Origin of the sequence: Pseudomonas sp. MWU16-30323 (genome assembly GCF_020515595.1) — a bacterium.
Lineage (GTDB): Bacteria > Pseudomonadota > Gammaproteobacteria > Pseudomonadales > Pseudomonadaceae > Aquipseudomonas > Aquipseudomonas yamanorum.
In genome coordinates this window covers 26,224-47,555 of sequence record NZ_JAIWYM010000019.1, presented here as the reverse complement: position 1 = coordinate 47,555, position 21,332 = coordinate 26,224, and the positions used below count along the sequence as shown (strand labels likewise).

Sequence of the window (21,332 nt, the reverse complement as noted above, 5' to 3'; positions counted from 1 at the left end):
CAGGCGTTGGCGCTATGCAAGGCCACTAGTCAGCCAGCATTTGCAGCAAGGCAGTAACCGCTGCGGAGGGCGGTTGATGGCGCGAAGTCACCAACGCAAACTCGCGGTGTACCGGCTCCGTCAGCGGCATCACGCGCAAGCCATTGCGTTGGGCAGGCAGGGTCATCTCGGGTACCAGGGTGACACCGACACCTTCGCGCACCAGGCTGAAGGCGCTGTTCCACTCCCGCACTTCCACCCGCACCTCGCGCACTATCAGACCGGCTTCCCGCGCCAGGCTGCGGGCATTAACGGTGCAGCCGCCGGTGGCAAGCACGAACGGTTGCTCCACCAGCTCCTCCAGCGTCACCGTTGCCTGTGGCGGGCGCCGGGAAAACACGTGCGCCATCGGCAACACGGCCACCCAGTTGTCGCGCCCCAGCACCGCAGCATTGCGCTCGGATGGCGGGTTGAGCACCACCCCCAGGTCGATCAGATTGGCGTCGAGCAAGGTGTTCACTTCATCGTCCGTGACTTCCAGAGCCGTGACCTCGATGCCCGGGTAAAGCTGGTTGAACCGCCGCAGCAGCGGCGGCAGGAACACCGCCAGCACCATGGGGAAACTCGCGATGCGAACCGTCCCACGCAGCATCGGCCGCGCTTCGTCCACGGTGGTGCGAATCGCCTGCAAGGCCCCCAGCATCACCCGCGCCTGCTCGATCACTTGCAGGCCCAGGGCGGTGGGCAAGGTCTGGCGTGCTTCGCGTACAAACAACTGCGCACCGAGGTTGGCCTCCATGGCCGCCATCGCCTGGCTGGCGGCGGACTGGGTCATGCCCACCCGTTCGGAGGCTGCGGTGATACTGCCGTTGTCCGCCACGGCCACCAGCAGGCGCCAGTGCATCAGGTTCATCATGACAGTAGCTGTCCTTATGGCAGGATTCTGAAAGATTAATTTTACGCAAGGTGCCATGCCCACGAGACTGAAGGCAACTGTCCTGCGGAGTTGCCCCGATGAAGCTGTATTTTTCCCCGAATGCCTGTTCCCTCGCCTCCCATATCGTGCTGCGGGAATTGGCCCTGCCGTTTGAATTGATTCGCGTCGACAACCAGAAAAAGCTCACCGCTGACGGTGATGATTTCCTGCTGATCAACCCCAAGGGCTATGTGGCGGCGCTGCAACTGGACAACGGCGAGGTGCTGACCGAAGGCGCCGCGATCCTGCAATACCTGGCCGACCGGGTACCTGCGGCGGGCCTGGCGCCGGCCAATGGCAGTTGGGAGCGGGTGCGTTTGCAGGAGTGGCTGAACTTTGTCTCCAGCGAGATTCATGGCGGGCTGGGGGTGCTGTTCAAGGACGCGATTCCGGATGAGGTGAAGGCGCTGTTCAAGGCCACGCTGTTCAAGCGGTTGGCGATTCTGGTGCAGACCCTGGAGCGTCAGGACTACCTGCTGGGCGCGCAGTATTCAGTGGCGGATGCGTACCTGTTTGTGGTGCTGCGCTGGGCTGGGCTCTTTGATATCGATTTGCAGCAATGGCCGGCGTTGGCGAAGTTCCAGCAGCGGGTGGGCGAGCGGCCGGCGGTGATTGCTGCGTTGGCCGCTGAAAATTCATGACCTGAAAAGCGATCAACATGTGGGAGCGGGCTTGCTGTGGCGAGGGAGCTTGCTCCCGCTGGGCTGCGCAGCGGCCCCAAAAAAAGCGGGAGCGCTGCGCACTCCAGCGGGAGCAAGCTCCCTCGCCACAGCAAGCTCCCTGTCCACAGCAAGCCCCCCCACAGTAACTCCCTCACCACAGGGATAACGTTACGGGGCCTTGAACACCACTTGCTGCACATCGACCTTTTTCGGGATCAGGCCATTGGCAAAAAACGCGTCGGCCGTGCCTTGTTGGGTGGCGATGTCCGTCGCGTTCAGTGGCCGGCTCGGGGTCGGCGAGCGGTGCTTGAAGTAGCTGTCCACCACCGCCGGCTGCAAGCCCAAGGTCTTGGCCATGAGCGCGACGCTTTCGTCGTGTTGGTCCAGGGACAGCCGCTGGGCCTGGGCAAACACCTTGAGAATCGCGGCGATCGCCTGGGGATGCTGCTTGGCAAACGGGCCGCTGGCGATGAAGAAACTGCCCGCCGGGTTCAGCCCCTGGCCATCCCCCAGCACCTTCGCCGAACCGTCCACCACCGCCGCCGAGTAGTACGGGTCCCATACGACCCAGGCGTCGACCTTGCCTTGTTCAAACGCGGCACGGCCGTCGGAGGGCGACAGGTACACCACGTTCACATCCTTCCACTGCAAGCCCGCACGCAGCAGGCTTTTGAGGAACAGGTTGTGGGCGCTGGAGCCCTTGAGCAGCGCCACACGCTTGCCCTTGAGTTCGGCCACGCTCTGCACGGTGCTGTCCTTGGGCAGCAGGATCGCTTCGGTGCGCCCGTCATTGGGTTCGACGCCGATGTAGCGAATGTCGATGCCGGCGGCCTGGGCGAAGATCGGCGGGATGTCGCCGATATTGCCGATGTCGATACTGCCGCCGTTCAAGGCCTCGATCAGCGGCGGGCCGCCGAGGAATTCGATCCACTCGACCTTGGTGCCTGGCAGCCCTTCTTCGAACAGGTGATGCTCACGGGCGAGCACCATGCTCACCGAGCTTTTCTGGTAGCCGACGCGCAGGGTGGCCGGGTCTGCCGCCAGCAGAGGCCCGGCGCACAGCGCCAACAGTGTGGCTGCGATGAGTTTGCGCATCAGAGATTCTCCTTGACCTTGGCGGCGACGTCGGCCGGCACCCATTGCTGCCAGACCTGCGGTTGTTCTTTCAGGAACGCTTCGGCCACTTGGCGCGGCGCGGTGCGTTTCTCGGCCATTTGCGCAAGGATGCCGTTGAGCAGGTCAATCGGCAGGTCGACCTTTTCAAAGAACGTCACCAGTTGCGGGTACTGCGCCTTGAACGGCGCCGACACGCCAATCGCCAGGTGCGCCGGCATCGAGCGGGTGCCGATGGGGTGCGGGTTGTTGGCGTCGGCCAGGGTCTTCCAGGCTTCGGCGTTGAACGGTGGTTCTTCCAGTTTGATCAGCTTGAAGCGCCCCAACAGTGGCGTCGGCGACCAGTAGTAGAACAGCACCGGCTTGCCGCGTCGGATCGACGAAGCGACCTCGGCATCCAGCGCCGCGCCGGAGCCGGTGCGGAAGTTGACGAAGCTGTCGGTCAGGCCGTAGGCCTTGAGTTTCTGGCTGTTGACGATCTCCGAGGTCCAGCCGGTGGGGCTGTTGAGGAAGCGCCCGCGGGTCGGGTCTTCGGGGTCGCGGAACACGTCTTTGTAGCGGGCCAGGTCGGCCACAGATTTAAGCTCCGGGGCCAGGGGTTTGATACCGCGCTCGGCGTCGCCCTTGATCACGTATTCCGGCACCCACCAGCCTTCGGTGGCGCCTTTGACGGTGTCGCCCAGGCCGAACACCTTGCCTTCGCTTTCGGCCTTGACCCACGCCGGACTGCGCCCGGCCCATTCCTCGCCGATTACCTGGATATCGTCCTTGGCCAGGGCGGCCTCCAGGCTCACGGTGCTGCCGGGCAAGGTGTCGGTGGGCAGGCCATAGCCTTTCTCGACGATCAGGCGCAGCACTTCGGTGATGAGGCTGCCGCTTTCCCAGGTGATGTCACCGAAGTGAATCGGTTTGGCAGGTTCGCCAGCTGTGGCGGACTGTGCCAGGACCGTCAGTGCCAGTAGCGAGCCACCGAGCAGGTTTTTGAGTGTTCTCATGCATAGCCTCTTGGAGATGATCGTTCCCCCGCTCTGCGTGGGAATGCCTCTTGTGACGCTTCGCGTCACGCTTTGGGGCGCAGAGCGGCCCAGGCTGCATTCCCACGCGGAGCGTGGGAACGATCGGTAGGGGGTTTAAAAATCATCACTGAGCCGCGTGCAGTAAAGGCGCCGTCGGCGACAGGTAGCTGTATTGCTGGCCCGGGGTCTGGCGCAAACGGCTCATGTAGTTGCTGACCGAGCGCGGTGAAATGCCCAGTTCAGCCGCGATTTCCGGGTAGGTCAGGCCGTTGAGCTGCGACAGCAGAAAGGTCGCCTTGACCTTGGCCGGCAAGCCGTCGAGCAATTGGTCGATGGCCTGCAGGGCTTCGAGCATCTGCGCCAGGTATTCCGGGGATGGCGCGGGCGAGGTTTCGTCCTGGTCGAGGGCGTCGAGGTAAGCGCGCTCCAGGTCACGGCGGCGCCACAGCTGGTACATCAGGCGTTGGGCAATGGTGGTGAGCAAGGCGCGAGGCTGGCGGATCGGCGCCACGCCCGGGGAACTCAGAAGCTGGACGAAGGTGTCGGCGGCGATGTCTTCGGCGTGGGCGCGGGAATCGAGGTGGCGGTGCAATCGGCTGCACAGCCAGTCGTAATGACTGCGAAATAATCCGCCCACGTAGTCGCTGTGAGAAGTGTCGGCGCCGGACATAGTGGCTCCATCTGAGTAGGTTGCGCGTTATGTCCGGTGTTCCGGTGGAGCGATCCTAGCAAGGCTAGTTATTCTTTAATAATATTAAAAATGCATTTTTATATAACCAATCGTTCCCAGGCTCCGCGTGGGAACGATCATTGGAGGCCTGGATAACCCAGGGCTTCGGCCTGCTGCTGGTAATCCAGCAGCACCTGGTAATCAGCCTCGGTGGCGGGCAGCACTTCGTGTACGCCGAGGGTTTGCACCACGTCGGGCAGGTCCTGCAAGGCGAGGTTCATGGCTTCACGCAGGGGTTCACTAGAGCCGGGCGCGGTGATGTACGGCAACGTGGGGCTGGGCGCACTGCGGGTGACGATCCGCAGCCCGGCCACTTCCTGCGGCGCAAAACGCGCGAGGTAGTCGAAGGTCACGCTGTCGATGGCGGCCAGGTCGGCGCGGTCTTCCCGCAGCCAGCGCAGGCTTTCACGATGGGCACCGCTGATGCCGACCTGCGCAAAAAACCGGCCGCCCTGCTGCAGCGGCGCCAGGCGTTCGCGCAGCAGGTTCATGCCACTGTTGGAGTCATGGCCGTTGATCACGCCGCGGCTGTTGTGGAAGTCGGCCAAGGCGCTGCGGGAATTGTCGTCGCGGGTCAGCAGCAGGCTGCAATGCTGGCCGCCGCTGCTGTGGGGCAGTTCGTAGCGCGGGCGGCCGATCACCTGGACTTGCCCGCGCAACTCGGTCATCAGCGGGTAGCCGCAGGTTTGCGTCAGCAGCAATTCGGGGGCGCGCCACAGGCTGCGCAGGTCGAGATGTTCGGCATTGCGGCGGGTCAGGCCCAGGTGTTCCAGGATGCGCGAGAGCCAACGCTCATTGGCCTGTTGCACCTCTTGTGGCGCCACGTACATCAGCAGTTCGGCGTAGCGGTCACTCATGGTCGTCTCTCAAGCAAAGGGATGCCGTGGGCTGTCGATGGCCCTGAGGCCGTGACGCCCGATCAACTGACCGTAACCCTGCACCAGGAACCCGCCGCTGCGCGCCACCCATTGTTCCCGGCGCGCGCGGTACACGGTGGGCAACAAGTACCACGGCAACTTCGGCAGGTCGTGATGCACCAGGTGCAGGTTGTTGTTGAGGAACAGCCAGGTCCATGGCCAGGCGGCTTCATTGAGCACCGTGCGCTGTTCCGGGTGTGGGTGCGGGCGGTGTTCATAGTAGGAACGGATCGCCGCCACCGACAAGGCCGGCACGCTGACCAGCACCACGTAGTGCCACACCGGCAGCACGCTGCAGTGGGCGATGAAGGTCAGCATCAGCACGGTCACGGTGCCGTGGCTCAGCCACATCAACCAGGCTTGGCGCTGGCCTTGGCGCAGGCGCCTGAATTCGTTGCGCGCCAGTTTCCACAGCGCCATCGGCGAACCCAGCAGGAAGCGCCCGAGGACGGTCTTGGTCAGCCAATGCAAGGTGCGCTCGAACAGCGAACTGGCGTCCCACTGTCGCTGATTCAGGTAGCGGCTTTCCGGATCAACACCGGGCACCGTCAGGTCTTCGTCATTGTGATGAACAAGGTGGCAGTTGCGGTACAGGGTGTAGGGGTACCAGACGGCAAACGGCGCGTAGCCGAGGACTTTGTTCAGGGCAGTGAAGCGGGTGGGATGGCCGTGCAGGAGTTCGTGTTGCAGGGACATCCACAGCGCCACGAGCGGAATCAACAGTGCAGTACTCAGCCACAGGCCGAGCCAGTGGCTGCCAAACATCACCGCAAACCAGCCGGCATACACACCGATCAACAGCAGCCAGGTCGGCCACTCGGTGCGAGCGGTAAAGGTCTGGGCCAGGGCTTCGATTTCGAGGCTGTGGGTTTCATCAAGGTAGTTGGACATCGGCAGCTCAGGGCAGGCGTGGCCGACGAAAAAGTCGGCTTCATCCTGCTCTGTGCAATGAGGCGGGAAAATCTTGCAGATCGTTGGGTGCTTAGCTTAGAACGTTAGTGGCCGAACAGATTGCTGTCGGTTTTCTTGGCCTTTTTCTCGGCGCGTTTTTCATCGGCGGTCTTTGCCGGTTTCTTCTTGTCAGCTTTCTTGGAATTCAGACCTTTGGCCATGATGCGTGCTCCACTTACAGGGGATGTAACACTGGGTATAACACCGATTGCCCAACAGAAGGCGCTTTGCCCGACTTATAATCTTCGCCCCCTGAATTCGCGTGTTTGAAAACCATGCCCGAGTTGCACATCGACCGACTGGCAGAGCCTCTGTGGCCGCTGCTGAACAAGTTCTACCGCAGCCATAACTCACCGATGAAGGCCCTCAAGGGCGGCCAGTTGTGGGTGGCCAAAGGCAGCGAGATCGTCGCGGGCCTGTGCCTGACGCCCGTGGTGGGCGGGCAATGGTTGACCGGGCTGTTTGTCGACCCGGCGATGCGTGGCCAGGGGCTGGCGGCGCAGTTGATTCGAGCCTCGGTGGCCGGCGTTGAAGGCACGGTGTGGCTGCTGTGCCATCCGGACCTGGAAGGCTTTTACCAACGCCTGGGCTTTACCCAGGACACGCTGCTGCCGCAGTCGCTGTCCGAGCGCCTGGTGCGTTACAAACGTAACAAGCCAATGATTGCGATGGGCTTAGAACCGTTGGTGAGGTCGACCTTCAATAAAGTGTGATCAGCCGTTGTGGGCCCCATGCTAGCCTCAACGGCACCAGAGGCCCATTACAGGATGATCATGAAAGCGACCCTTGCAGCCTTATCCCTTGCAGCCCTCCTCGCCCCGGCCTTGAGCCAGGCAGCCGAAGCGCCGGTTTCCGCCGAGCAGTACGCAAGCGTGCTCGCCGGCAGTTGGCGCTTGCCGGCCAACAGCGCACGGGATGTTTATCGTCATCCGCAACAGACCCTGGAATTCTTTGGCTTGCGGGCCAACCAGACCCTGATCGAAATCACCCCGGGTGCCGGCTGGTACAGCGAAGTGCTGGCACCGCTGCTCAAGGATAATGGCCATTACATCGCCGCTGTGCAGGCCCCCAGCAGCAGTGCCTACGCGCGTACGTCAGAGGAAAACCTGAAGAAGAAATTCGCCGCAGACCCGGCGCATTACGCCAAGGCGGGCTTTGCCGAGTTCGACCCCAAGGCGCCGGTGCTGGGCAGGCCAGGCTCGGCCGACACCGTGCTGACCTTTCGCAACGTGCACAACTGGGTGATGGCGGATACGGCGCCGGCGATGTTCGAGGCGTTCTTCAAGGTGTTGAAGCCGGGTGGCGTGCTGGGGGTGGTGGATCACCGGGCCAAGGACGGGGCGTCGCTGGAAGACATCAAGCACAGCGGTTACCTGACCACGGCGTATGTGGTGAAACTGGCGACCGATGCGGGGTTCAAGCTTGAGGGCCAGAGTGAGGTGAATGCCAACCCGAAAGACACCAAGGATTACCCGGATGGGGTCTGGACGTTGCCGCCGGCGTTGACGCTGGGGGAGAAGGACAAGGCGAAGTATGTGGCGATTGGTGAGTCGGATCGGATGACCTTACGGTTTGTTAAGCCGGCTAAATAAACCCCACCATCTGTGATGAGAGAGCTTGGTGTGGCGAGGGAGCTTGCTGTGGCGAGGGAGCTTGCTCCCGCTGGGCTGCGCAGCGGCCCCAAAATCTTGGGAGCGCTTCGCACTCCAGCGGGAGCAAGCTCCCTCGCCACAGCAAGCTCCCTCGCCCAGCAAGCTCCCTCGTCACAGGGATCGCCGGTTATTCGTCTGCCGTCGGGTCCATATCCGGGAACATCACGTCGATAAACCCGAACTTGCTGAAATCGGTAATCCGCGACGGGTACAGCCGGCCGATCAGGTGATCGCACTCGTGCTGGACCACCCGGGCGTGAAAGCCTTCGGCGATCCGCACAATCGGCTCGCCCTTGGGGTCAAACCCTTCGTAGCGAATCTGCTGGTAGCGGTCCACTGCCCCACGCAAACCAGGCACCGACAGGCATCCTTCATAACCCTCTTCCAGCACCGGGCTGAGCGGCGTGATCAGTGGGTTGATCAGGATGGTCTGGGGCACGGCAGGCGCATCGGGGTAGCGTTCGCTGCTCTCGAAACCGAAGATCACCAGTTGCAGGTCCACGCCAATCTGCGGCGCGGCCAGGCCAACGCCACCGACGTGTTCCATGGTCTGGAACATGTCATCAATCAACTGCCACAGCTCGGGGCTGTCGAACATTTCCGGCGGAACCGGCGGGGCAACACGCAGCAGGCGCTCATCGCCCATTTTCAGGATTTCACGGATCATCGATCAGACTTCATCGGTAGTGGGCTTGAGGGAAGGGTCTCGGCCAAGGCCGGAAACATGCTTTTTTTCGTCGTGCTCGCCAAAGTCCTTTTCACCAGGATCCTTGCCTTCAGCCGACATGTGTTCGATCACCGCGTTCATCTCCGCCCCCAGCAACAGCACGGCGGCCGAGATGTAGAAGTACAGCAGCAACACAATAATCGCGCCGATACTGCCATACATGGCGTTGTAGTCGGCAAAGGTTTTGACGTAGTAGCCAAAGCCCAGGGAAGCAATGATCCACACCACCACCGCCAGCACCGAACCCGGGGTGATGAAGCGGAATTTCTGCTTCACGTCAGGCATCACGTAGTACATCAAGGCCACGGAAAACATCAACAGGATCACGATCAGCGGCCAGCGCAGGATGGTCCACAGCGTGACCACGAATTCCTGCATGCCGATCTGCCCCGCCAGCCATTCCATCACCTGCGGTCCGAGCACCATCAGTGCAGCGGCGGCCAACAGCATGCCGGCGAAACCTACGGTGTAGAAAATCGACAACGGGAACCGCTTCCAGATCGGCCGGCCTTCCACCACGTCGTAGGCGGCGTTCATCGCACTCATCATCAGGCGCACACCCGCCGAGGCGGTGTACAGCGCAATCACGATACCCACCGACAACAGTCCACCCTTGGATTGCTGCAACTGGTCGATCACCGGGTTGACCTGCTCCAGGGCCTGGGGCGGCAGTACCAGTTCCGATTGCATGCGCAGCCAGGTGAAGAAGTCCGGCAGGTGCAGGAAACCGATCAGGGCAATCAGGAACAGCAGGAAGGGAAACAGCGAGAACAGCATCTGGTAAGCCAATGCCGAGGCGTACGTAGGCATCTCGTCATCCAGGAACTCTGTGACGGTGCGCACCAGCACTTTGTGCAGGGGCAGGCCTTGTAATACCGGAAAAATCATAGCGTCTCCTTTCGCCGCAAAAAATATAAGTTCGTGGGCGACTCAGGGGCCGTTTACTACATCAAGGTAGCCCATTTGGCGACCTCGAAACAATTTCCAAACTTTAATCACTGCCGGTGACACAAAAACGGCCATCCGTGGATGGCCGTCGGGCTGATGTGTTGCAGTCAGCCAGGTCAGGACTATTTGACCGCTTTCTTTACCGCGTCCTTGGTGTCGCCGACTGCTTTTTGCACTTCGCCTTTCTTTTCCTGAACCACGCCTTCAGCCCGCAATTTGTCATTGCCGGTGACTTTGCCAACACCTTGCTTGATGTTGCCGATGGCTTCGTTCGCCAAACCTTTTGCCTTATCCGATGTGCTACTCATGGTATTTCTCCTGGGAACAATCGAGGATTTTGGTCACTACGTAATCGTTGACCCTTGGCCTTTGCCGAGAGTTTCAATTATTTTTTGAGCGGCATTTCATCGCGCCGTACAGGTTTGGCTTTATGTTTTGCGGCCAACCCACGAGAATGCCGGGCACATCCAGGCGCAAGCGCTGGATAACAGATCCCGTAGGAAGGTTATGAAACTCAATAAAGCACAGGCCATTGCCCGCAGAAACCAGGAACTGGGCGGTGCCGTACTCGGCGTCAACAACTGCCACTTCACCGACCTGGACCGCAAACGCAACATCTGGTGGTTCGACCTGCCGGTGGGCCGGATTGCCGTGGGCCAGTACGAGTGGATCCACTTGTTGATGCACAACGCCGAAAGCGACCAGTTGCTGCACCTGAAGGTGCCGACGGTGTTTTTGCGCGAGAAGCTGGAAGGGCTGGTGGTGCGTAATGCTGGCAAGCGTAAGCCGGAGATTACCCTGGAGCTGAGTGCAGACAAGGACTCGTTCCTCAAGGATGTACGCCCGGCCGGTGCTGGTGTGAGCTTTGCGCAGTTCGCACTGTAGGAATACGGTTTAGACCTGTGGGAGCTGGCTTGCCTGCTCCCACAGTTGGATTGCATTTCAATGCGGGAAAATCAGCGCCCAATAAAAAGCCCCGCATCTGCGGGGCTCTTTATTGGGGCCGAGTTACTTCTTCAAACCCAGCTTTTTCAGTTCTTCGTCCCGCAGTTCACGACGCAGGATCTTGCCCACGTTGGTGGTCGGCAGCGCATCGCGGAATTCCACGGCCTTGGGCACCTTGTAGCCGGTGACGTTGGCGCGCATGTGTTCCATCACCTGGTCTTTGGTCAGGGTGGCACCCGGCTTGACCACGATGAAGATCTTGATGTGTTCCCCGGACTTCTCGTCCGGCACACCAATGGCCGCACATTGCAGCACGCCCGGCAGGGTCGCCAGCACGTCTTCCAGCTCGTTGGGGTACACGTTGAAACCGGAGACCAGGATCATGTCCTTCTTGCGGTCGACAATGCGCATGTAGCCATCGGGCTGGATGATCGCGATGTCACCGGTCTTCAGCCAGCCTTCGCTGTCGAGGATCTCGGCGGTGGCGTCTTCGCGCTGCCAGTAGCCCTTCATCACTTGCGGGCCCTTGACGCACAACTCGCCCACTTCACCCAGCGCCAGTTCGACGCCGTCATCGGTGATGACCTTGCACAGGGTCGACGGCACCGGGATGCCGATGGTGCCGATCTGGATGTTCTGGATCGGGTTCACGGTGGCCACCGGGCTGGTTTCGGTCATGCCGTAACCTTCGCAGATGGAGCAGCCGGTGACCGCTTTCCAGCGCTCGGCCGCCGCCAGTTGCAGGGCCATGCCGCCGGACAGGGTGACTTTCAGCGCCGAGAAATCCAGCTTGCGGAAGGCGTCGTTGTTGCACAGCGCAACAAACAGCGTGTTCAGGCCGACAAAGCCGCTGAACTTCCACTTCGACAGTTCCTTGACCATCGCCGACAGGTCGCGCGGGTTGCTGATCAGGATGTTGTGGTTGCCGATCAGCATCATCGCCATGCAATGAAAGGTGAAGGCATAGATGTGGTACAGCGGCAGCGGGGTAATCAGGATCTCGCAGCCTTCATTGAGGTTGGAGCCCATCAGCGCCTTGCACTGCAGCATGTTGGCGACGAGGTTGCGATGGGTCAGCATCGCGCCCTTGGCCACGCCCGTGGTGCCGCCGGTGTATTGCAGCACGGCCACGTCGCTGGCGTCGGGGCTGACTTCGTTGACCGGCTGGCCGTGGCCCTTGGCCAGGACGTCGTTGAACTTGATGGCCTTGGGCAAGTGATAAGCCGGGACCATCTTCTTCACGTACTTGATGACGCTGTTGATCAGCAGGCGCTTGAGCGGCGGCAACAGGTCGGCGACTTCAGTGACGATCACGTGCTTGACGGAAGTCTTGGGCACGACTTTTTCAGCCAGGTGCGCCATGTTGGCCAGGCAAACCAGGGCCTTGGCGCCGGAGTCGTTGAATTGGTGTTCCATTTCCCGCGCGGTGTACAGCGGGTTGGTGTTGACCACGATCAAGCCGGCACGGATGGCACCGAATACGGCGACCGGGTATTGCAAGACATTGGGCAGTTGCACGGCGATTCGATCACCGGGCTGCAAGTCGGTATGCTGTTGCAGGTAAGCGGCAAAGGCGCCGGACAGTTCGTACAGTTCACCGTAGGTGATTGTCTTGCCCAGGTTGCTGAAAGCCGGTTTGTTGGCGAAGCGTTGGCAGGACTGCTTCAGTACCGCCTGAATATTCGGATACTCGTCTGGATTGATTTCTGCAGCAATCCCGGCGGGGTACTTATCCTTCCAAAAGTCTTCGATCATGGAAGCCCACTCCTCAGCGACGCGAATTCATTCATCGCATTTGATGCGATTATTATTTGTTTGTTTTTGGGTGAGTCTGGCGGTTAAAAGCAGGCCAAGAGGTCACAAAGCGCGCCGAGAGTAGCAGCTTTGCCAAAGGCCGCCTAGAGCCAAAAGAGGCCCCTACAGTCATAAACATGACTCAAGAACATCTAATGGTCATTTTTAGAGCAAAGATTCTATAAGCCAGGAAATGCCTCTGGAATAGGCTCTACAGGGCTAAAAAACAATGTGGGAGCTGGCTTGCCTGCGATTGCGGTTCGTCAGCCAATACATCTGGTGACTGATACACCGCAATCGCAGGCAAGCCAGCTCCCACATTTTTGAGCCTATTCCAACTCAGGCGATGTCGCGAAGCTCACGCCGCAAGATCTTGCCCACCGGCGTCATCGGCAGCGACTCACGCAACACAATGTGCTTAGGCACCTTGTAGCCAGTGAAGTTGGCCTTGCAGTAGGTCTTCAGCTCTTCAAGGCTCACGCCCTGGGCACGGGCCACCACAAACAGCTTCACCGCCTCGCCGGTACGCTCGTCCGGTACGCCGATCACTGCGCAGCTGGCCACCGCTGGATGCGCCATCACCACGTCTTCGATCTCGTTGGGGTACACGTTGAAGCCCGAGACGATGATCAAATCCTTCTTGCGATCAACGATGCGCACAAAGCCATCCGGGTCGATCACCGCGATATCGCCGGTCTTGAGCCAGCCTTCGGCGTCCAGGCTCTCGGCGGTCGCCACTGGTTGCTGCCAGTAGCCTTTCATCACTTGCGGGCCCTTGATGCACAACTCGCCCCGCTCACCCAGCGGCAACTCCACACCGTTGTCGTCGATGACTTTCATCGCCGTGCCCGGCACCGGAATGCCCACGGTACCCAGCTTCGATTTGCCGCCATAGGGGTTGGTGCTGGCCACCGGGGAGGTTTCGGTGAGGCCGTAGCCTTCGCCAATCGCGCAGCCGGTCAGTTGCTGCCAGCGCTCGGCCGTCGCCTTGACCAGTGCGGTGCCGCCGGAGTTGGTGAGCTTGAGGTGAGAGAAGTCCAGGGTCTTGAAATCCGGATGGTCCATCAACGCCACAAACAGCGTGTTGAGCCCCAGAATCCCGGTGAAGCGCCACTTTTTCAGCTCCTTGATAAAGCCACCAATGTCCCGGGGATTGGTGATCAGCACGTTGTGGTTGCCGGACACCATCATGCACATGCAATTCGCGGTGAAGGCATAGATGTGGTAGAGCGGCAACGGCGCGACCATCACCTCCTGCCCTTCCTTGATCAGCGGATGGCCGTCGTCCCCCAGTTGCGACATGCACGCCCGCACTTGCTGCATGTTGGCCACCAGGTTGCCGTGGGTGAGCATGGCGCCCTTGGCCAGGCCGGTGGTGCCGCCGGTGTATTGCAGCACGGCGATGTCGTCGAGGGTCACCGGGTGGCGGATGAGCGCCTGGCCGGCGCCCATGCGCAGGGCACGCTTGAAGGAGATGGCCTGGGGCAGGTTATAGGCCGGGACCATCTTCTTGACCTTGTCGACCACGGTGTTGATCAGCCAGCCCTTGGCGGCGGGCATGAAGTCGCCCATTTTCGCTTCGATCAGGTACTCGATCTCGGTGTCTTTGCTGACTTCTTCAACCCGCGAGCCGAACAGATTGAGGTACACCAATGCACGAATGCCGGCGTCCTTGAACTGGTGACGCATTTCCCGCGGGGTGTACAGGGGATTGGTGTTGACCACGATCAGCCCGGCACGCAGGGCGCCGAACACGGCAATCGGATAATGCAGGACGTTGGGCATCTGCACCGCAATGCGGTCACCCGGCTTGAGGTCGGTGTGCCCTTGCAGGTAACCGGCGAACGCGGCACTGCGCCGGTCCAGCTCGGCGTACGTCAGGGTGATCCCCATGTTGCTGAACGCCGGACGATCGGCAAAGGCCTTGCAGGAACGCTCGAAGACTTCGATCACCGACTTGTAGGCGCTCAGGTCGATCTCGCTGGGCACCCCGGCCGCGCGTTTGTCATTCCAGAAATCAGGTTGCATTATTCTTGTCCTCTTACCTGAGTGGTCCGGCCGCTTTTGATTGCAATGAAAGCGGAGCTTTGGGGACGTTAGCAGCTATGGTCAATCAGGCAAATACAACAAGATGCGTCATTGATTGCGTGAATCTCCCCGCCAAGGCCAGCACTGATCCAGCGGCCCGAGGCAATTGAGCGATACACTGCAACGACCCTGAGCAAAGGAAGCGCCATGAACCACACCACTTTCTGGCTGACCGCGAATGACCGCAGTCGGGTGTACGTCAACCAATGGCTACCCGACGGGCCGCCCAAGGCGCTGATCATGCTGGCCCACGGCATGGCCGAGCACAGTGGCCGCTACGGGCGCCTGGCCCAGGCATTGTGTGACGCCGGTTATGGCCTGTATGCCCCCGACCAGCGCGGCCACGGGCGTACCGCCGACGAGGGCACCCTGGGGCTGTTCGCCGAGAAAGACGGCTGGAACAAAGTGGTGGGTGACCTGGCGAGCCTCAATCAGCACATCGGCCAGCAGGCGCCGGGCGTGCCGATCATCCTGCTGGGGCATAGCATGGGCAGCTACATCGCCCAGGCGTATCTGCTGCACCACAGCGCCAGCCTTAACGGGGCGATTCTCAGCGGCTCGAACTTCCAGCCGGTGGCGCTGTACGGCGCGGCCAAGGTGATTGCCCACGTCGAACGCCTGCGCCAGGGCTTGCGGGGGCGCAGCGCGCTGATTGATTTCCTGTCATTTGGATCGTTCAACAAAGCGTTCAAACCCAATCGCACCGCTTTCGACTGGCTCAGCCGCGACCCGGCGGAGGTCGACAAGTACGTCAGCGACCCGCTCTGCGGCTTTCGCTGCACCAACCAGCTGTGGATCGACCTGCTGGGCGGCTTGCAGCAAATCAGCAAAGCGTCCAATCTCGCTCAGATCGATCCGGGCCTGCCGATCCTGATAATGGGTGGAGAATGTGATCCGGTCAGTGAAGGCAAGCGTCTCAAAAGTCTGGCCAACGCGTTGCGCGAAGCCGGCTGCCAGAATCTGGAGCTGAGCATTTATCCGCAGGCGCGCCACGAATTATTCAACGAAACCAACCGTGATGCGGTCACAGCCGATGTGCTGGCGTGGCTGGCCCAGGCAGCAGTACTGCGCCGCCCTAATCGCTGCGAATGATTTTTCGTTTAAAATCAATACATTAAGATTTTTGATTAGCCACAGGATGCAGCATCTGATGACCCAGGTTACCAACACGCCTTACGAAGCCCTCGAAGTCGGCCAGACCGCCAGCTACAGCAAAACCGTCGAAGAACGCGATATCCAGTTGTTCGCAGCGATGTCCGGCGACCACAACCCGGTGCATCTGGACGCCGAATTCGCCAAGGCGACCATGTTCAAGGAGCGCATTGCCCACGGCATGTTCAGCGGCGCCCTGATCAGCGCAGCGGTAGCGTGCGAGTTGCCCGGGCCCGGCACGATCTACATCGGCCAGCAAATGACCTTCCAGAAGCCGGTCAAAATCGGCGACACCCTGACCGTGCGTCTGGAAATCCTGGAAAAGCTGCCGAAATTCCGTGTGCGCATCGCCACCCGCGTGTTCAACCAGCGCGATGAGTTGGTGGTGGACGGTGAGGCCGAGATCCTCGCGCCGCGCAAGCAGCAGACCGTGACCTTGACCGAATTGCCGGCCATCAGCATCGGCTGACTCATCGCCCATGAAAAAGCCCCGCATCGGCGGGGCTTTTTTATTCAGGCGGGGCTCAAGACTGAGCGCGAGCCTGGTTACGCAGGGCTTTCACCTGGTCGTGGTTACGTTGCGCGCCGTGGAACTGACGCTCCACCAGGTCACGAATGCCGAGCAGGTTGTGCTTGTTGATCTTCTCGATCGCTTCTTTGTAAGCCTTCAGTGCGTGGTCTTCACCGCGCTCGGCTTCGTTCAGTACAGCCTCTTCGTCTTTACCAGTGACCATCGACTTCACGTCGACCCAGCCACGGTGCAAGGCACCGGCGACGCTACCGGATTTTTCCGGATCGCCACCCAGGGCTTTAACGGCGGTCTGCAGTTCGGCAGCAGCGGTGGCGCAATCAGCGGAACGCTTGGCAAACAGGGCTTTGAGCTCAGGATGCTTGATGTCTTCTGCGCAGGTCTTGAAGCCTTCCTGGCCGTCCTTGCTGGTCTCGATCAGGTCATTCAGTACGGAGATCGATTCTTTGTTGATATCAGTCATTTTTCAATTCCTTCGCGGGTTTAGAAACGTGTCTTAATAATTGCAGCGCCCGTGCCAGGTTTTTAAAAACAACTTAATCTTTATATTTCAATAACTTATAAATTAACCAAAAATCTGTATCCGCTTTATTTGCATGATCTGTCATTTGGCCTCCATGCAGAATGCCTGTATTTTCCAAGGCATCGACTCAAACACCTGAAGCCCTAATGAATCCTGAAAAACTCGAATTGCTGATCACCCGCGAAATGCCCTTCGGCAAGTACAAGGGTCGGATCATTGCCGACCTGCCCGGCCCCTACCTGAACTGGTTTGCCCGTGAAGGCTTCCCCCACGGCGAGCTTGGCGGGTTGCTGGCCCTGATGCAGGAAATCGACCACAACGGCTTATCCGAATTGCTGGAACCCCTACGCGCCAAACACGGCAAGCCTGCCCCTCGTCATTAATCGAGCACGCACATGGACAGTACCCGCGACGAACAACACTGGCACGCCATCGCCCAGCGCTACGACCTGGAGCCCGGCCCGATCAACCTCGAAAACGGTTACTTCGGGCGCATGAGCCGCGCGGTACTGCAGCAGTATCAGGACAACGTCGCCTTCATCAACCGCAGCAATTCGATCCATGTGCGCCAGCGTTTCGAGCAGGGCGAGAACGTCAAGATCCGTAACCAGTTGGCGCAATTGATGGACGCCGATCCTGAAGCCATCGCCCTCACCCGTTGCGCCTCGGATGCGTTGCAGTCGCTGATCCGTAACTACAACCGCTTGCAGCCCGGCGACCAGGTGCTGATCAGCGACCTGGAGTACGACACCGTCAAGGGCGCCATGCGCTGGCTGGCGCAGAATCGTGGCGTAGAAGTAATCGAGATTGCCCACGAACACCCGGCCAGCTTCGACCGCCTGGTGCAGACGTATAGCGATGCATTCCTGCGCTATCCCCGCCTGAAATTGCTGGCACTGACCTACGTCACCCACCGCACCGGGCTGGTGATGCCGGTGGAGGCGATTGCCAGCGCGGCCAAGGAACACGGGATCGATGTGATCCTCGATGGCGCCCATGCGCTGGGGCAGATCGAGTTCAACCTGGCGCAGTTGGGCATCGCGTTTGCCGGTTTCAACCTGCACAAGTGGATGGGTGCGCCGCTGACCCTGGGCTTCATTTATATCGACCCGCAACGGTTGGCCGACATTGATCCGGACATGGGTGAGTTTCACTACCCCATCACCGATGTACGGGCCCGCACGCCGTACAGCACGCCGAATTTCCCGGCGTTGATGACCTTGCCGCTGGTGTTCGAAGAACATCGCTTGTTGGGCGGCTCGAAGGCCAAGGGCGCCCGGCTCAACTACCTGCGGGACTTGTGGGTAAAAGAGGTGCGGCAGTTGCCGGGAATTGAAGTACTGACGCCGGATGATCCACGGCTGTATTGCGCGATTACCTCGTTCAAGTTTACTCATCAGCCGGATCAACAGGTGATGGCGGATAGACTGCTAAAGGAATATGACCTGTTTACCACGACCCGCAGCGGGGCATCGTTTGGCAGTTGTATTCGGGTGACACCGGGCTTCTTGACGTCAGCGGCAGACATTCATGTGCTGATCAACGCCATCACCGAACTGAGCGCGATCTCACTGTAGGAGTGGGCCATTTTCCGCAGGCAAAAAAATGCGGCACACCGACCAAGTGCGCCGCAAAAATGCCGTAGAACACAGCAACAACGATTCGGTAAATCCAATCAGTCCAGCAGGGCCAGCGCCTCGGCGGTGGTTTCCTGGATACGTGCCCAGTCGCCGTTCTTGACCCACTCTGGGTCCAGCATCCAGCTACCGCCCACGCACATCACATTCTTCAAGGCCATGTAGCTCTTGATGTTGGCCGGGCCTACGCCGCCAGTCGGGCAGAATTTCACTTCGCCAAACGGGCCGCCCAAGGCCTTGATCGCCGCCACGCCACCGCTGACCTCAGCCGGGAACAGTTTGAAACGGCGATAACCCAGGCCATAACCTTCCATGATCCCGGAGGCGTTGCTGATGCCCGGCAACAGCGGAATCGAGCTGTGTACCGAGGCTTCCAGCAGGTCACGGGTAATCCCGGGGGTGACGATAAATTGCGAACCGGCCACTTCGGCCGCTTCCAGCATATGGCGATCCAGCACGGTACCGGCACCGGTGCACAGCTCCGGACGCTGCTCACGCAGCACCTGGATGGCCTTGAGGCCGAACTGCGAACGCAGGGTCACTTCCAGTGCGGTCAAACCACCGGCAGCCAGGGCATCGGCCAAAGGCAGAATGTCCTGTTCACGGGCAATGGTGATCACCGGCAGGATCCGCGCCTTGGCGCAGAGGCTGTCGATCAAGGCAACTTTGTCCGCCATGGAAACGGTAGGTTGAGGGCTGTTCATCGCGGCTGATCCTTGGCTCATGGGCACCAGTAAATCTCTAAAGTAGGTTGCAAAAACGCGCGTATCGGCATGGCAGCAACGTCGTCACTGGCCAGCGCGGCGCTCAAGGTGGTCAATTTCGAACTGCCGGAAATCGACAGCACGGTGTAGTGGGCGGTAGCCAGCAACGCGCGACTCATGGTCAGGCGCTGGTGCGGCACGGTCGGCGCCAGCATCGGCCAGCAACGACGGCTGCCATCGGGCTTCAGCGCTTCAGCCAGGTTCGGGCTGTTGGGGAACAGCGATGCGGTGTGGCCGTCGTCGCCCATGCCCAGCACCAGCACGTCGATCGCCGGCAACTCGGCCAGCAGGCGGTCGGCCTGCTCGGCAGCGTCATCGAGGGTGGCGGCAACGCTGTACAGGCTCAGGAACTTCGCCTTGGCCGCCGGGCCTTGCAGCAAATACTTCTTCAACAGGCCGGCGTTGCTGTCGGCATGTTCCACCGGCACCCAGCGCTCGTCGGCCAGGGTGATGGTCACCTTGGACCAGTCCAGGCCTTGCTTGGCGAGGTTCTGGAAGAACGCCACCGGGCTGCGGCCACCGGATACCACCAGGGTCGCTTCGCCACGGGCGCTGATGGCCGCGCGCAGTTGTTCGGCCACGTCATTGGCCAAGCCATCGGCCAGCAGCACCGGGTTGCGGTACTCATGGGCCGTCACGCCCTGAGGCAGTTTCAAATCAGATATCGCCATACCAAGACCTCCCGTCCCGCGTGATCAGTGCAATCGAGCTCATCGGCCCCCAGGACCCCGCCGCATACGGCTTGGGCGCATCACCGGATTTTTTCCACCCGGCGATCAACTGGTCACACCACTTCCACGCGGCTTCGATTTCATCTTTGCGCACAAACAGGTTCTGGTTGCCACGCATAACTTCAAGTAACAACCGCTCGTAGGCATCGGGAATCCGCGCGCTGCGATAGGTGTCGGAAAAATTCAGTTGCAGCGGCCCGCTGCGCAGTTGCATGCCCTTGTCCAGGCCCTGCTCCTTGGTCATCACCCGCAAGGAAATCCCTTCGTCCGGCTGCAGGCGGATGATCAGTTTGTTGCTGATCTGCAAGCGCTGTTCCGGGGCGAAGATGTAGTGGGACGGTTCCTTGAAGTGGATGACGATCTGCGACAGCTTTTGCGGCATGCGCTTGCCGGTACGCAGGTAGAACGGCACCCCGGCCCAACGCCAGTTACGGATATCGGCACGCAGGGCGACGAAGGTTTCGGTGTCGCTCTGGGTGTTGGAATTCTCTTCTTCCAGGTAACCCGGCACCGGCTTGCCGGCGCTGTAGCCGGCGATGTATTGGCCGCGCACCACCTGGGTGGTCAGGCCGTCCGGGCTGATGGGCGCCAGGGCCTTGAGCACCTTGACCTTCTCGTCACGAATACTGTCGGCAGACAGGTCGGCCGGCGGGTCCATGGCGATCAGGCACAGCAGCTGCAGCAGGTGGTTCTGGATCATGTCCCGCAGTTGCCCGGCCTTGTCGAAATAGCCCCAGCGACCTTCGATGCCTACCTGCTCGGCCACGGTGATTTCCACGTGGGAGATGTAGTTCTGGTTCCACTGGGTTTCAAACAGGCTGTTGGCAAATCGCAGGGCGATCAGGTTCTGGACGGTTTCTTTGCCCAGGTAGTGGTCGATGCGGTAGGTGCGGTTTTCCGGGAAAAACTGCGCCACGGCGTCGTTGACCTTGCGCGAGGAATCCAGGTCCGAGCCGATGGGTTTTTCCAGAACGACCCGGGTGTTTTCCGCCAGGCCGACCTTGGACAGGTTCTCGCAGATCGCGCCATACACCGCCGCCGGGGTGGCGAAGTAGGCAATCAGGCGTTGTTCAGTGCCGGCTTTTTCCGCCAGGGCGACGTAGTCGTCGGCCTTCAGGAAGTCGACGTGCAGGTACGTCAGCCGGGCCAGGAAGCGCTGGGCGACGGTTTCGTCCAGTTCCTTGCCAACGTAGCTGCGCAATTCTTTTTCGATGTGAGCCAGGTGCTGTTGCTCGGAACCGGCCTCACGGGCCAGGGCCAGGATGCGCGTGTCTTCGTGCAGTAGACCGGCACCATCGAGTTGATAGAGGGCAGGAAATAACTTGCGCAGCGCCAGATCACCCAAGGCGCCAAACAGGGCAAAGGTGCAGGGTTCTACGGTTATCGAAGGCATGATGTTTGTTCTTTTATCAAGTTAAGCTACAAATACCTTTTTTCAAGGCATCACTCAAGGAAAAATGTAGTAATAACCACAACATTTTCCCGAAAAACGTATTCC

Annotated in this window: 23 protein-coding genes; 8 read left to right on the top strand and 15 right to left on the bottom strand. The window is 60.3% G+C overall.

Annotation, left to right across the window (positions count from 1 at the left end; all coding sequences use genetic code 11):
* Positions 1-25: 25 nt before the first annotated feature.
* Positions 26-895, bottom strand: a complete 870-nt coding sequence (locus LIY45_RS20565; protein ID WP_226477415.1) for a LysR family transcriptional regulator — start codon at positions 893-895, stop codon at positions 26-28.
* A 98-nt stretch (positions 896-993) separates the two neighbouring features.
* On the opposite strand from LIY45_RS20565, the gene gstA reads away from it, so the two are divergent.
* Positions 994-1,596, top strand: a complete 603-nt coding sequence (gstA, locus tag LIY45_RS20560; RefSeq protein WP_226477414.1) for a glutathione transferase GstA — start codon at positions 994-996, stop codon at positions 1,594-1,596.
* Positions 1,597-1,785: 189 nt separating this feature from the next.
* On the opposite strand, the gene LIY45_RS20555 is transcribed toward gstA, so the two are convergent.
* From LIY45_RS20555 to LIY45_RS20535, 5 genes are all read right to left on the bottom strand, one after another.
* Positions 1,786-2,712: an aliphatic sulfonate ABC transporter substrate-binding protein gene (locus LIY45_RS20555; RefSeq protein WP_226477413.1), complete on the bottom strand. Its 927-nt coding sequence runs from the start codon at positions 2,710-2,712 to the stop codon at positions 1,786-1,788.
* Positions 2,712-3,725 carry an ABC transporter substrate-binding protein gene (locus LIY45_RS20550; protein WP_226477412.1) on the bottom strand — a complete coding sequence of 338 codons (1,014 nt, stop codon included), beginning with the start codon at positions 3,723-3,725 and terminating at the stop codon, positions 2,712-2,714. The genes LIY45_RS20555 and LIY45_RS20550 overlap by 1 nt, the downstream gene beginning before the upstream one ends.
* Positions 3,726-3,870: 145 nt before the next feature.
* A complete protein-coding gene (locus tag LIY45_RS20545; protein ID WP_226477411.1) occupies positions 3,871-4,416 on the bottom strand; it encodes a sigma-70 family RNA polymerase sigma factor in 546 nt (181 codons plus the stop codon).
* Between the two features lie 137 nt (positions 4,417-4,553).
* Positions 4,554-5,333, bottom strand: a complete 780-nt coding sequence (locus LIY45_RS20540; RefSeq protein WP_226477410.1) for a PhnD/SsuA/transferrin family substrate-binding protein — start codon at positions 5,331-5,333, stop codon at positions 4,554-4,556.
* Positions 5,334-5,342: 9 nt separating this feature from the next.
* The gene (locus LIY45_RS20535; protein ID WP_226477409.1) at positions 5,343-6,284 is read right to left on the bottom strand and encodes a fatty acid desaturase; all 942 of its coding nucleotides are present in this window, start codon (positions 6,282-6,284) and stop codon (positions 5,343-5,345) included.
* A gap of 335 nt (positions 6,285-6,619) precedes the next feature.
* On the opposite strand from LIY45_RS20535, the gene LIY45_RS20530 reads away from it, so the two are divergent.
* Positions 6,620-7,057: a GNAT family N-acetyltransferase gene (locus LIY45_RS20530; protein WP_226477408.1), complete on the top strand. Its 438-nt coding sequence runs from the start codon at positions 6,620-6,622 to the stop codon at positions 7,055-7,057.
* Positions 7,058-7,117: 60 nt separating this feature from the next.
* Complete coding sequence (locus LIY45_RS20525) at positions 7,118-7,936, top strand: methyltransferase (RefSeq protein ID WP_226477407.1); 819 nt, start codon at positions 7,118-7,120, stop codon at positions 7,934-7,936.
* A 187-nt stretch (positions 7,937-8,123) separates the two neighbouring features.
* Here the strand turns inward: LIY45_RS20525 and def are convergent, their stop codons facing one another.
* From def to LIY45_RS20510, 3 genes are all read right to left on the bottom strand, one after another.
* Entirely contained in the window at positions 8,124-8,663 is a 540-nt protein-coding gene (gene def, locus LIY45_RS20520; protein WP_226477406.1) for a peptide deformylase, read from the bottom strand.
* Positions 8,664-8,666: 3 nt separating this feature from the next.
* Positions 8,667-9,611, bottom strand: coding sequence for a YihY/virulence factor BrkB family protein (locus LIY45_RS20515; RefSeq protein WP_017475750.1), 945 nt, complete (start codon positions 9,609-9,611; stop codon positions 8,667-8,669).
* Positions 9,612-9,793: 182 nt separating this feature from the next.
* Positions 9,794-9,979, bottom strand: a complete 186-nt coding sequence (locus tag LIY45_RS20510) for a CsbD family protein (protein ID WP_017475749.1) — start codon at positions 9,977-9,979, stop codon at positions 9,794-9,796.
* Positions 9,980-10,178: 199 nt separating this feature from the next.
* Between LIY45_RS20510 and LIY45_RS20505 the strand changes: the two genes are divergently transcribed.
* A complete protein-coding gene (locus LIY45_RS20505) occupies positions 10,179-10,556 on the top strand; it encodes a hypothetical protein (protein ID WP_003213043.1) in 378 nt (125 codons plus the stop codon).
* Positions 10,557-10,679: 123 nt separating this feature from the next.
* On the opposite strand, the gene fadD1 is transcribed toward LIY45_RS20505, so the two are convergent.
* Both fadD1 and fadD2 read right to left on the bottom strand, forming a co-directional pair.
* Positions 10,680-12,371 (bottom strand): long-chain-fatty-acid--CoA ligase FadD1, encoded by a 1,692-nt coding sequence (fadD1, locus tag LIY45_RS20500; protein ID WP_017475748.1) that lies wholly within the window; start codon positions 12,369-12,371, stop codon positions 10,680-10,682.
* A gap of 378 nt (positions 12,372-12,749) precedes the next feature.
* On the bottom strand, positions 12,750-14,438 hold the full coding sequence (fadD2, locus tag LIY45_RS20495; protein ID WP_226477405.1) for a long-chain-fatty-acid--CoA ligase FadD2: 1,689 nt from the start codon (positions 14,436-14,438) through the stop codon (positions 12,750-12,752).
* Between the two features lie 207 nt (positions 14,439-14,645).
* Here fadD2 and LIY45_RS20490 point away from each other — a divergent pair, with 207 nt between their 5' ends.
* Both LIY45_RS20490 and LIY45_RS20485 read left to right on the top strand, forming a co-directional pair.
* Positions 14,646-15,590: an alpha/beta hydrolase gene (locus LIY45_RS20490; RefSeq protein WP_226477404.1), complete on the top strand. Its 945-nt coding sequence runs from the start codon at positions 14,646-14,648 to the stop codon at positions 15,588-15,590.
* Between the two features lie 58 nt (positions 15,591-15,648).
* Positions 15,649-16,119, top strand: coding sequence for a MaoC family dehydratase (locus LIY45_RS20485; protein WP_003213034.1), 471 nt, complete (start codon positions 15,649-15,651; stop codon positions 16,117-16,119).
* A 55-nt stretch (positions 16,120-16,174) separates the two neighbouring features.
* Here the strand turns inward: LIY45_RS20485 and LIY45_RS20480 are convergent, their stop codons facing one another.
* Positions 16,175-16,642 carry a PA2169 family four-helix-bundle protein gene (locus LIY45_RS20480; protein ID WP_017475745.1) on the bottom strand — a complete coding sequence of 156 codons (468 nt, stop codon included), beginning with the start codon at positions 16,640-16,642 and terminating at the stop codon, positions 16,175-16,177.
* A 206-nt stretch (positions 16,643-16,848) separates the two neighbouring features.
* On the opposite strand from LIY45_RS20480, the gene LIY45_RS20475 reads away from it, so the two are divergent.
* Complete coding sequence (locus LIY45_RS20475; RefSeq protein WP_003213031.1) at positions 16,849-17,085, top strand: DUF3820 family protein; 237 nt, start codon at positions 16,849-16,851, stop codon at positions 17,083-17,085.
* Between the two features lie 12 nt (positions 17,086-17,097).
* Positions 17,098-18,279: an aminotransferase class V-fold PLP-dependent enzyme gene (locus LIY45_RS20470; protein ID WP_226477403.1), complete on the top strand. Its 1,182-nt coding sequence runs from the start codon at positions 17,098-17,100 to the stop codon at positions 18,277-18,279.
* Positions 18,280-18,377: 98 nt separating this feature from the next.
* On the opposite strand, the gene LIY45_RS20465 is transcribed toward LIY45_RS20470, so the two are convergent.
* From LIY45_RS20465 to zwf, 3 genes are read right to left on the bottom strand one after another with little or no spacing between them, the layout of a single operon-like run.
* Positions 18,378-19,043, bottom strand: a complete 666-nt coding sequence (locus LIY45_RS20465; RefSeq protein ID WP_003213027.1) for a bifunctional 4-hydroxy-2-oxoglutarate aldolase/2-dehydro-3-deoxy-phosphogluconate aldolase — start codon at positions 19,041-19,043, stop codon at positions 18,378-18,380.
* A gap of 17 nt (positions 19,044-19,060) precedes the next feature.
* Positions 19,061-19,774 carry a 6-phosphogluconolactonase gene (gene pgl, locus LIY45_RS20460; protein ID WP_008431579.1) on the bottom strand — a complete coding sequence of 238 codons (714 nt, stop codon included), beginning with the start codon at positions 19,772-19,774 and terminating at the stop codon, positions 19,061-19,063.
* Positions 19,761-21,227: a glucose-6-phosphate dehydrogenase gene (gene zwf, locus LIY45_RS20455; protein ID WP_076015857.1), complete on the bottom strand. Its 1,467-nt coding sequence runs from the start codon at positions 21,225-21,227 to the stop codon at positions 19,761-19,763. Before zwf ends, pgl begins: the two co-directional genes overlap by 14 nt.
* Between the last annotated feature and the right edge of the window lie 105 nt (positions 21,228-21,332).